Here is a 10361-nt window from a genome sequence, read left to right as displayed (position 1 = left end):
TCAGCACAGCACACACCTCCCTCCTCGATCCTGGACAGGACCGTAGCGGGAGGGTGTGACTTTTCTGAGCGGGGGCGGTTATCCCCGCCCTGAAGGGACGGGGTCTGCACCGCCCAAAACCAGATCAATGCGCTTCCTTCGTACGCGGTGCGGTCGAGGCGCGCTCGACGAGCTCAGGGGCCAGGCGCACCGCGTGGTTCGGTCTGGACCCCTGCTCGCCCAGGGACTGGTCGAGCAGGCGCACGGCCTCCTCGGCAAGTCCGGTGACGGGTTGCCGGACGGTGGTCAGGGCGGGTTCGGCGAGGGAGGCGATCGCGACGTCGTCGAACCCGGTGACGGCGATCTGACCGGGCACGTCCGCGCCCATCCGGCGCAGCTGCTGCATGGCACCGACCGCGATCAGGTCGTTGGCACACACGAGCGCGTCGGGACGGTCGGGCCACACGCGCTCGGCCGCGGCGCGGCCCCACTCCACGGAGAAGTCGCCCAGCACCACGCGGGAGGCCCCCTCAGGGTCCCGGGCCGAGAGGGCGCCTTGGTAGGCGGCGCGCCGTTCCACGGCGGCGGAGTCGGTCCCGTCCGAGCCGAGGAAGCAGGGGCGGCTGCGGCCGGTGCGGGCCAGGTGGTCCAGTACCAGGGTCATCCCGGCGGTGTTGTCGACTGCCACGGTGTCGGCGACGTCGGTGCCGCAGCGGCGGTCCAGCTGCACTAGGGGCACGCGCTCGGCCGCGGCGCGCACCGCCACCCGGCTGTGCTCCTCGTGCACGGGGATCACCAGCAGCGCGTCCACTTGGCGGTCCAGGAGCGCGCTGACTCGGTCGGCCTCCACGGCCGGGTCGTCGTCGCAGTCGGCGATGAGCAGGGCGCGGCCGCGGCTGTGCAGCGCGTGCTCCACGGCGCGCACGAGCGCGGGGAAGAACGGGTTGGTGATCTGTGGCAGGACCATGCCGATGGTTCCGGTCGAGCGACTGCGCAGCGCGCGGGCCACCTGGTTGGGCCGGTAGCCCAGGTGCGCGGCGACCGCGCGGACCCTGCGCTCGGTCTGCGCTCCGACGGTGCGGGTGCCGGCCAGGACGCGGGAGACGGTGGCCACGGAGTAGCCCGACTCTTGGGCCACCTCGCGCAGTGTCACCTCTGGCATGTGTTCCCCTCATCGCCGCGAGCAGAAGAGGGTAAACGTTATCATCGACACATCCCTGGGGTGATCGTCTTTGACCTTGACTTTTGATGGCTGGAAATTGACATGGGGAAGATCACCTAGCAGCGTATGGGAGAACGTTTACCGACAGAGAGGTATGCCGTGGCACTTGCCCCCATCGTCCTGGACAGCGGTCCGGGCCTGGACGACGCCGTCGCTCTGCAGTGCCTGCTCGGCACCGGGCCGCGCGACTTCAGCGCCCACTACACCGGGACCCTGCTGTGCCGCCCCAGCCTCTGACCGAGCCGTCGGCAGCCAAGAGCGAGAGAGAACGATGAACATACTCTGGGGAATGGGCGGCATGGCTGCTCTGATCGCCATCGCGGTCGCCGTCTCCACCAACCGCCGCGCGATCAAGCTGCGCACGGTTGCCGGTGCGCTGGCCATTCAGGTGACTATCGGGGTGGTGGTCCTTTACTGGGAACCCGGTCAGCAAGCGCTCACGTGGGCCTCGAACGGGGTCGGCGCGGTCATCTCCGCCTCCGACGCCGGGATCGCCTTCCTGTTCGGCGACCTGGTCGAGGGCGAGGGCACGGTCTTCGCCTTGCAGGTGCTCCCCGTGGTCATCTTCGTGGCGTCCCTGGTCGCGGTGCTCTTCTATCTGGGCATCATGCAGCGGGTCGTCAACGTCATCGGCGGCGCGCTGCACTGGGTGCTCGGCACGAGCCGGGCGGAGTCGATGAACGCCGCCGCCAACATGTTCGTGGGACAGACCGAGGCACCGCTGTTCATCCGCCCCTACCTGAAGCGGATGACCAGGTCGGAGCTGTTCGCGGTGATGGTCGGCGGGGTCTCGACCGTGGCCGGGACGGTGCTGCTCGGCTACGCGCTGCTGGGCGCGCGACTGGACTACCTGATCGCGGCGAGTTTCATGGCAGCTCCGGCGGGGCTGCTGATGGCCAAGATCATCATTCCCGAGACCGAGCGGCCCGCGGACTCCTCCGAGGCGGTCACCGCCGCACGGCTCAACGGTCCGGACGCCGCGCCCACCTCGTCCCCGGTCGGCGTGCCCGGCGATGCTGGGACGAGCGACGCGACCGAGACGGAGCAGGAGAGTGGATCGGGCGAGTCGAACGAGGTAGAGCCTGGGCAGGACAAGCCGCGCAACGTCATCGACGCCGCTGCCAGGGGAGCGGCCGACGGTCTCAAACTCGCCGCGACCATCGGCGGCATGCTGTTGGCGTTCATCTCGCTGATCGCCCTGATGAACCTGCTACTGGGCGCGGTCGGTGGACTCTTCGGCGCCCCGGACCTGAGCTTCGAGCAGCTGATCGGCTACCTGTTCGCCCCGGTGATGACGCTCGTGGGCGTGCCGTGGAGCGAGGCGGTGGCCTCCGGCAGCTTCGTGGGGCAAAAGATCGTACTGAACGAGTTCGTGGCCTTCGTGGACTTCGGCCCACAGGCCGACGACTTCAGTCCCAAGACCGCGGCGATCACCACGTTCGCGCTGACCGGCTTCGCCAACCTCTCCTCGCTAGCGATTCTGCTCGGCGGCCTGGGCAGCCTGGCCCCCAGTCGTAGGGGCGACATCGCCGAACTGGGCCTGCGCGCCATCCTCGCCGGGACCCTGGCCAACCTGATGAGCGCCGCCATCGCCGGGATGCTCATCTCCTAGCGGTGTTGCCCCGGCCGCGCCCACCGACGTGAGCAGGAGTGGGCGCCGGTCAGGGCGGCGACCCGTTCAGCGGATTCTAGAGCGGGTCCTGGCCTGTTCCAGGAAACGGCGCTGCACCTCGTTGAACCTTTCCGGGCGTTCCAGGTTGGGCAGGTGTCCCGCGCCCTCGACGATCTCCACGGCCGAGTCCGGCACCTGGACGTGCATCAGCTCGGCGCCCTCGGGCGGCGTGAAACCGTCGTGTTGGCCCACCACCAGCAGGGTGGGGGCCGAGATACGGGGCAGCAGCACCGTGTGGTCGGGGCGCTCGGCCCGGCCCAGCTGCGCGGCGGCCGCGCCCTCGGGCGGGGCGGCGTACATCATCGCGCGCACGTGGTCGGCGACCGCGGGCAGGTCGCGTACGTTGTCGGCGGTCATCATGCCGACCAGCATCTCGTCGGCGTAGCCGCGCATCCCCTCCTCGCGCAGGCGCGCGGCCATGCGCTTGCGGGAGAGCCTTCCCTGTTCGGTCTCCGGCATCGGGTTGGTCGCCGCCAGTGTCAGCGAGTCCACCCGGTCGGGGAAGAGCCGGTACATCTCCAGCGCGATCTGGCCGCCCATGGACAGGCCCACCACGTTGACCACGTCGATCTCCAGGTGGTCCAGGAGGGCCACGAGATCTCTGGCGAAGGAGTCCATCGAGGTGAAGCCAGGGAAGACGGTGGTGCGGCCGTAGCCGCGCAGGTCCGGGACGATGGTCCGGTAGCCCCGCCCAGCCAATGCTCTGACCTGGGGTTCCCACATGCTCTTGTCGAAGGGGTGACCGTGGATGAACAGGACGGGGCATCCCGCTCCGCGATCGGTGTAACTGACACCGATCCCGCGCACGTGCACGGTGTCCGGGTCGTCACTCTTCGCGGTGTTCCTCGTCTGGTGTGTCACAAGAAACGATGCTATTCACGGGCGCAAGGCCTTGAATAGTGGCCTTCGGGAAAGTGGTCGGGCCGTAGGTGGTCCCTCGTCACCTACGGCCCGAGCGCCGTGGCCCGCCGTCCTCGGGCACGGTGCGCTGCGGCGGACTCGGGGCCCGCCGCATCCGTGTCGGGGTCTGGATGTCCCGACACACGTAGAGACGCGTGGTGAGCCGGAAGGGTTCGGTCCTTTTAACTTTCGAGTACCGGAAATTCTCTGGAGAGGTTCGGACCGGCCCCTGAACGGCTGGGCGCGTTCCCGGCCAGAGCCCTGGTCACAGCCCTGCTCGGCGGGCCGCGCCCACGGCCTGCCTGCGGCCACCACAGGCCATCAGCACAGCGGCGAGCAGATACGGGGCGGCGAACACCGCGAAGGCCGGGCCGTGCCCCATGGCAAGGAACGCCCCCGTGTACAGCAGGAACGTCGCGATTCCCACCGATTCCGTGCCCATACCGGCCAGCGAGGTGACCGTGGCCCGGCTGGGGCCGGAGATGCTGTCCTGCAGCCGGGCATCGGCCACGACACTCATCATCTGGCAGACACCGAAACCGCATCCGAGCAGGACCCAGCCCACCGGGTCAGACAGAAGGGCTCCCGCACCGATCGCGACCGCGGCCAGGACGAGGAGCGCGCCGAGCGCCAGGTGGTTCAGACGGGCCGCCGGTCCGGCCAGCAGCCCACCCACCGTGACGCAGGTCCACACCGTCAGCACCACCAAGGGGACGTCTCCGGTGGCGACCCCCGCGGAGGAGGCCAACAGGGGTATGTACTCCTCCAGCGTCTCCCAGAACGCGGTGATCAGGACGACCAGCACGATCGCGGCGCGTACGGTCCGGCTGCGGCGGGCCTCGGCCAGGCCGACCCGCATGGTCTCGCGGTAACCGGGCTCGGAGGCTTGGTCGCCCCCGCCGCCGGGGTCCCCGCTCGCGGCGCGGTCCTCGGGCAGAGCCAAACCGGACAGGGCGCACAGGGCACAGGCGGCCACGCTGGCCGCGCCGATCGCCGCGTAGCCGCCGTGGGCCATCACCGGCACGGCGAGCAGTGTGGCCGCGCCCACCGACGCCACACCCAAGGCCCGGGTCACACCCATGACGCGGGCGTAGCGGTACGCGATACCGCGGTGTGCGAGTTCGGTGTAGACGAGCGCCTCGAAAGCGCCCGAGGCCAGGGCGCCGCCCGCGCCCCACAGGACGAAGCCGAGGGCGAACACCCAGTAGGAGGGGAAGAGCAGCCAGAGCGCGAACCCCGCCCCGGCCAGCACCGGTGCGGCGGCCAGCAGGTAGCGGCGAGGCACGATATCGGCCCAGGTTCCGGCGGGGACGGCCAAGAGCACGCCGGTGAGGGACCAGACGACGAAGAGCGAGCTGATTTGGGCGACCGACAGTCCGGTCTCGGTGAACAGCAGGGCGTACAGCGGGTAGAGGAGGACGAACTCCGTGAAGAACGCGTACGCGTAGACGGGCCAAGTCAGCCTGGAGATGCGCGTGGCGGACACGCGCGAGGGCAGGGGCGTCATGGAGGTCTTTCGGTCGGGCGAACTACGGACACCGGATGTGGTGGTCATCCGGCGGTCCGCGGGCGTACGCCTCGGACCGGCCTCGGCCTAGGAGTTAATGTCGCTGTCTCATACGTCCAGGTTAGAAGATCCGGGCGGGGCAGCGCGAGGGGATTTGGGGAGAGGTGTGGTCAGTCCGGCTTCCGTAGTGCCGGGTGCGGGCCGAGCCTGGGGACGGGTGGGAGCGGTGCGCGCACGGGGTCGGACCGGAAGGACTGGATGAGGTAGGCCGCCAGCCGCCGCGAGGCGGCCAGAGCCGCTTCCTCGGAGTCGGCGGTGATGCCGCTGTTGGCCATGATGACCAGTGTGAGGTCGTCGCGGACGAAGTCGGGGCGCAACTGCCCGGTGGCCTTGGCGCGGCGGGCGAGCTCGGCGAAGACGTTCTCGGCCCGGACGCGCTCCAGCTCGAAGGCCGTGAGGTCGGGGGCGGTGGCCAGGAACACGGTGGCCAGTCCGCGGTCGACGGCCTGCATCGTACACAGCTTCTCGATCACGGTGCGGAACCCGTGCCAGGGGTCGGGGTCGGCGAGGGCGTCGTCGATGACCGCCACACAGTCGGCGATCTGATCTGTGAACACCTCTATGACCAGGTCGTTCTTGGCGGGGAAGTGGCGGTAGAGGGTGGCGATGCCGACCCCGCACCGGCGGGCGATCTCGGTCATCGACACGTCGATGCCGCCTTCGGCGAAGGCGATTCGGGCCGCTTCGAGGATGCGGCGGCGGTTGTGCAGGGCGTCGGATCGTGGCTTCCGAGAGGATTCCGTCGGCATGCCTCTCACATTAGCTAAAAACGGATAGCGCCCTCCGTTTCTCTTGTTAGCTTAGGCGACGGCGGAGGGCACGAACTGTCCCTCTCTTGAACCGAAGCGGACGGAGAAGACGTTGGCGGAGATGCGCGCGGCCCGCTACGACAGGTACGGGCCTCCCGAGGTGCTGTACGAGGGCACGCTCCCCTGCCCGGTGCCGGGGCCGGACCAGATTCTGGTGCGGGCGCACGCCAGCTCTGTGAACGGCGGCGAGCTGCTGATGCGCGCGGGGCGGCTCTCGCTACTGGTCGGACGGAGGTTCCCGAAGGGCATCGGCATCGACTTCGCCGGTGAGGTCGCCGAGGTGGGCGCCCGGGTGCGCGGGCTTGCCGTGGGTGACCGGGTGTGGGGCAGCGTGGGGCGGACGGGGGGCAGTGCCACCGCCGAGTACGTGGCCGTGCGCCCCGAACAGGTGTCCCACAGCCCCACTGGACTCGACCCGTTCGAGGCGGTTTCACTGGCCGTCGGGGGTACCACCGGAATCACCGCGCTGCGGGACAAGGCGAAGGTCAGGTCGGGCGAGCGGGCGCTCGTACGCGGGGCCAGCGGCGGGGTGGGCAGCGTGGTCGTCCAGCTCGCCAAGGCCATGGGGGCGCATGTAACCGCGCTGGCCGGAGCCCGCAACCTCGACTTCGTCCGCGGCCTCGGCGCTGACGAGGCCTTCGACTACGCGACCACCGGCCCTCGCGAGCTGGCTCGGCTGGAGCGGTTCGACGCGGTTGTCGACACCGTCGCCACCAACCTGCCCGCCTACCGACGGCTGCTCGCCCCCGGCGGGCGCATAGTGGCGGTGGGCATCGGTTCGTTCGCCTCGGTGCTGCACATCCTGGGGTCACAGGTGCTGGGACGGCGTCGGATCGTGTTCTTCAGCGGCAACCCGAAGACGGACCTCTTCACGGATCTGGCCGGTTACGTGGAGCGCGGCGAGGTCCGGCCGGTCGTGGACACGGTGCACGAACTCGCCGACATCGCGAAGGCCCACCGCGCGCTGGAGGCCGGAGGTGTCCGGGGCAAGCACGTCGTGCGCCTGCAGTGAGCTTGCCGTCGAGGGCGCCCCGATCCTAGCTCTCAACGCGACACGGCATTCCCGATGGTAACTCTAGGTCACGCTCGCGTTACCTAATGAAGTGTAACGTTCACCGCGTAGGAGTTGGGACGTACCACTTCCCGTGGCGGGATAGTGCACGCTCCTTCCCGTCCCGTATCCGTCGGGGCGGTTCCTCCCACGATCTCCAGGAGACCGTGCATGCCGGGCACCACAGCATCCCCCGAACCGTCCCGATCCCCCGTCTCAGGACCCGCTACGACCCGCCGACAGGCACTCGTCGGCGGTGCGGTCACATTGGGCGCGGCCGCTCTGGGTAGCACTCTGGTCACGCCCTCCGCCCTCGCGGCCACCCCTACCCCCCGAGGACCCGTGATCTCCGAACCCTTCTCCCTGGGTGTCGCCTCCGGTGACCCCCTCCACGACGGTGTCGTGCTCTGGACCCGCCTCGCACCCGACCCCCTCGCCGAGAACGGCCTGGGAGGTATGCCCGACCGCACGGTGGAGGTGGAGTGGCAGGTCTCTCCGGACGAGAACTTCGCGACCCTGGCCGCCTCCGGCATGGTCAGCACCGGCCCCGACCACGCCCACTCGGTACACGTGGAAGTAGAGGGCCTGCGCCCTCGGGCCGACTACTTCTACCGCTTCCGCGCCGCGGGCGAGATCAGCCCGGTGGGCCGGACCAGGACCGCGCCCCTGCCCGGCAGCCGCCTGGACCGGTTCACCTTCGCCTTCGCCAGCTGCCAGAGCTACACCCACGGGTATTACACCGCCCAGGCCCACCTGGCGGAGGAGGACCTGGACCTGGTGGCCTTCCTCGGCGACTACATCTACGAGACCCCAGACCAGGGCGACATCGGCCGCGGACACTTCCCTGAGACCGATGCCCGCTCCCTGACCGAGTACCGGCTCCGGCACGCTCAGTACAAGACCGACCACAACCTCCAAGCGGCGCACGCGGCCTTCCCGTGGGCGGTGGTCTTCGACGACCACGAGTTGGAGAACAACTGGGCCGACGACACCTCCTACGAGGAGGACATACCCCCGGAGAAATTCCTGATCCGCCGCGAGCACGCACTCAAGGCCTACTACGAGCACATGCCCCTGCGCGCCGCACAACGCCCCGCCGGACCCGACCTGCACCTGTACCGCAGGCTGGCCTTCGGGAACCTGGTCGACCTGCACTTGCTGGACACGCGCCAGTACCGGGACGAGCAGGTGGAGGACTACGAGCGCGACGACCCCGACCGCACCCTGCTCGGCGCGGACCAGCGCCGGTGGCTGTCCCGGGGGCTGGCTGGGTCCTCCGCGACCTGGAACATCCTGGCCCAGCAGGTCTTCTTCTCCCAGCGCGACTTCGCCGAGGGCCCGGACACCCACTTCAGCGACGACGCCTGGGACAACTACATGGTGGAGCGGAACAGCGTCCGCGACGAGCTCGCCGGGATGGCCAACCCGGTCGTGATCACCGGGGACGTGCACGCCAACTACGTGGTGGACGTCAAGGCCGACTTCGACGACCCGGACTCGGCGACGGTCGCCACCGAGCTGGTGGGCACGTCCTTCACCAGCGGCCGGGACGGATCGGAGCAGGACCCCACCGACGCGGTCCAGCTCTCGGAGAACCCGCACATCAGGTTCATCAACCGCCACCGCGGCTACGTGCGCAACACGGTCACCCCGACCGAGTGGACCGCCGACTACCGGGTGGTCGACTACGTGAGCGAGCCGGGTGCCCCCATCCGCGACCGGGCCAGTTTCGTCATCGACGCCGGCACACCGGGGGTCCGTCCCGACGCGTGACGGGTGTCTGGCACACGAGACGGTGCGCGTCAGGCGACCTCTCAGAAGCGGAAGCGCGAGACCCGCATGGCTGAACGGGTGGGCTCCCACCCGTTCATCAGCTGATAAGAGGCGCGGTAGAAGCGTTCGGGGACTTCCTCGTGGCCGGACATCAGGGGGAAGTCCTCAGCCAACGTCAGCCGCGGGTTCCAGTGCTCAGGGCTTCGGGGGTCGGCCATGCCGTGCATCCGTCGGCCGACCATCCGCGCCATCCGGCCCACCCAGGGCCGCACCGTGTCGAAGACCAGTTCTCCTCCTCGGGAGAAGTGGTCGATCAGGCGGTCCAGGAGCAGCCGTGTCTGCTCCCGGGGCAGGTACTCGACCAAGCCCTCGGCGATGACCAGCACGGGAGCGTCGGCGGGGACCTGGTCGAGCCAGGCGGGTTCGGTGACCGACCCGGACAGCAACCGGTAACCGTCGGGCTCGGGCAGCAGGCCGCGGCGGAGTTCGACAACGTTGGGCAGGTCCAGGTCGAACCAGCGCCCGCCGCGCGGCAGACCCAGCCTCAGCGCCCGGGCGTCCAGTCCGCAGGCCAGGTGCAGGACGGTGCCCTCGGGGTTCTCGGCGATCCACCGCCGCGCCCACGTGTCGATGCACCGGGCCCGCAGCAGCACCATGTACCGGTCGCTGGACACTCCCCGGAGCACGCGCTGATCGAAGTCGAGGCGGTCGAACACGTCCACGGCCCAGATGTCGCCCAGCACCGGATGTGCGTTTCGGAAGTCGAGCACCTTGCTGTACACGGTCCACAGCAGGGTCTCCTCGACCTCGTCGAGTTGGACCCTACCTACCTTGGTGGCCATGCTGTGCTCCCTTCCGAGGACTTTTCCGAGGAGGTCCTACCCCGGGAGGGGGAGCCCTGATCGCGCGGGTCAGCTTCGCACCGGCCGGATCCTGCTGAGGTCGAAGTCGACCTCGAACGGCCGTGCTGCCTGGAGGCGGTCCCGCAGCACGGTTGGTCGAGCGGATCTCGCATCGTTAGCGAGTTCGTGGACGTGCACTACCGTGGCGTCCGCGTCCTCCTCGAACGACCAGAAGAGGGGGACACCGGTCGCTAGGTGTGCCCGCGCCCGTTCCGCGGACCGGGACGACTCGCCAGCAGGGGCCACTTCGATCACCAACGCGACCGCGGCCGGAGGGAACCAGGAACACCACTCGGCATCGGCGGCCTGGACCTGGACACTCAGGATGTCGCTGTGCGGGTCGGCGTACCCCAGTTTGATCATGCCCCCCGGACGCCCCTCCTCCTCGGCCTCTACCGGAGACGCTTCGCCGCGGTAACGGTCGAGTGCCGAACGCACAAGCGCCTGGACGTCCCCCGCGAAGAGGGAGAAGACCAGGCTTGCGTC

Annotated in this window: 10 protein-coding genes; 4 read left to right on the top strand and 6 right to left on the bottom strand. The window is 69.4% G+C overall.

Annotation, left to right across the window (positions count from 1 at the left end; translation table 11 throughout):
* Positions 1 to 124: 124 nt before the first annotated feature.
* On the bottom strand, positions 125 to 1141 hold the full coding sequence (locus ACYVD1_RS29385; RefSeq protein ID WP_460777764.1) for a LacI family DNA-binding transcriptional regulator: 1017 nt from the start codon (positions 1139 to 1141) through the stop codon (positions 125 to 127).
* 159 nt (positions 1142 to 1300) lie between these two features.
* Here ACYVD1_RS29385 and ACYVD1_RS29380 point away from each other — a divergent pair, with 159 nt between their 5' ends.
* Both ACYVD1_RS29380 and ACYVD1_RS29375 read left to right on the top strand, forming a co-directional pair.
* Complete coding sequence (locus tag ACYVD1_RS29380; protein ID WP_460777763.1) at positions 1301 to 1438, top strand: hypothetical protein; 138 nt, start codon at positions 1301 to 1303, stop codon at positions 1436 to 1438.
* 61 nt (positions 1439 to 1499) lie between these two features.
* Positions 1500 to 2813, top strand: coding sequence for a NupC/NupG family nucleoside CNT transporter (locus ACYVD1_RS29375; protein WP_460777762.1), 1314 nt, complete (start codon positions 1500 to 1502; stop codon positions 2811 to 2813).
* A 66-nt stretch (positions 2814 to 2879) separates the two neighbouring features.
* On the opposite strand, the gene ACYVD1_RS29370 is transcribed toward ACYVD1_RS29375, so the two are convergent.
* The 3 genes from ACYVD1_RS29370 to ACYVD1_RS29360 form a co-directional block, all read right to left on the bottom strand.
* A complete protein-coding gene (locus ACYVD1_RS29370; RefSeq protein ID WP_460777761.1) occupies positions 2880 to 3734 on the bottom strand; it encodes an alpha/beta fold hydrolase in 855 nt (284 codons plus the stop codon).
* A 304-nt stretch (positions 3735 to 4038) separates the two neighbouring features.
* Entirely contained in the window at positions 4039 to 5280 is a 1242-nt protein-coding gene (locus tag ACYVD1_RS29365; protein WP_460777766.1) for an MFS transporter, read from the bottom strand.
* 170 nt (positions 5281 to 5450) lie between these two features.
* A complete protein-coding gene (locus ACYVD1_RS29360; RefSeq protein WP_460777760.1) occupies positions 5451 to 6089 on the bottom strand; it encodes a TetR/AcrR family transcriptional regulator in 639 nt (212 codons plus the stop codon).
* Positions 6090 to 6210: 121 nt separating this feature from the next.
* Between ACYVD1_RS29360 and ACYVD1_RS29355 the strand changes: the two genes are divergently transcribed.
* Positions 6211 to 7161 (top strand): NAD(P)-dependent alcohol dehydrogenase, encoded by a 951-nt coding sequence (locus ACYVD1_RS29355; protein WP_460777765.1) that lies wholly within the window; start codon positions 6211 to 6213, stop codon positions 7159 to 7161.
* 210 nt (positions 7162 to 7371) lie between these two features.
* On the top strand, positions 7372 to 8973 hold the full coding sequence (locus ACYVD1_RS29350) for an alkaline phosphatase D family protein (protein ID WP_460777759.1): 1602 nt from the start codon (positions 7372 to 7374) through the stop codon (positions 8971 to 8973).
* A 41-nt stretch (positions 8974 to 9014) separates the two neighbouring features.
* On the opposite strand, the gene ACYVD1_RS29345 is transcribed toward ACYVD1_RS29350, so the two are convergent.
* Positions 9015 to 9815 (bottom strand): class I SAM-dependent methyltransferase, encoded by an 801-nt coding sequence (locus tag ACYVD1_RS29345; protein WP_460777758.1) that lies wholly within the window; start codon positions 9813 to 9815, stop codon positions 9015 to 9017.
* A 69-nt stretch (positions 9816 to 9884) separates the two neighbouring features.
* Positions 9885 to 10238, bottom strand: a complete 354-nt coding sequence (locus tag ACYVD1_RS29340; protein ID WP_460777757.1) for a hypothetical protein — start codon at positions 10236 to 10238, stop codon at positions 9885 to 9887.
* Between the last annotated feature and the right edge of the window lie 123 nt (positions 10239 to 10361).

The organism is Nocardiopsis nanhaiensis, from assembly GCF_054778635.1.
Note: the sequence above shows the minus strand (reverse complement) of the source record. Positions and strands in the feature narration are given on the sequence as shown.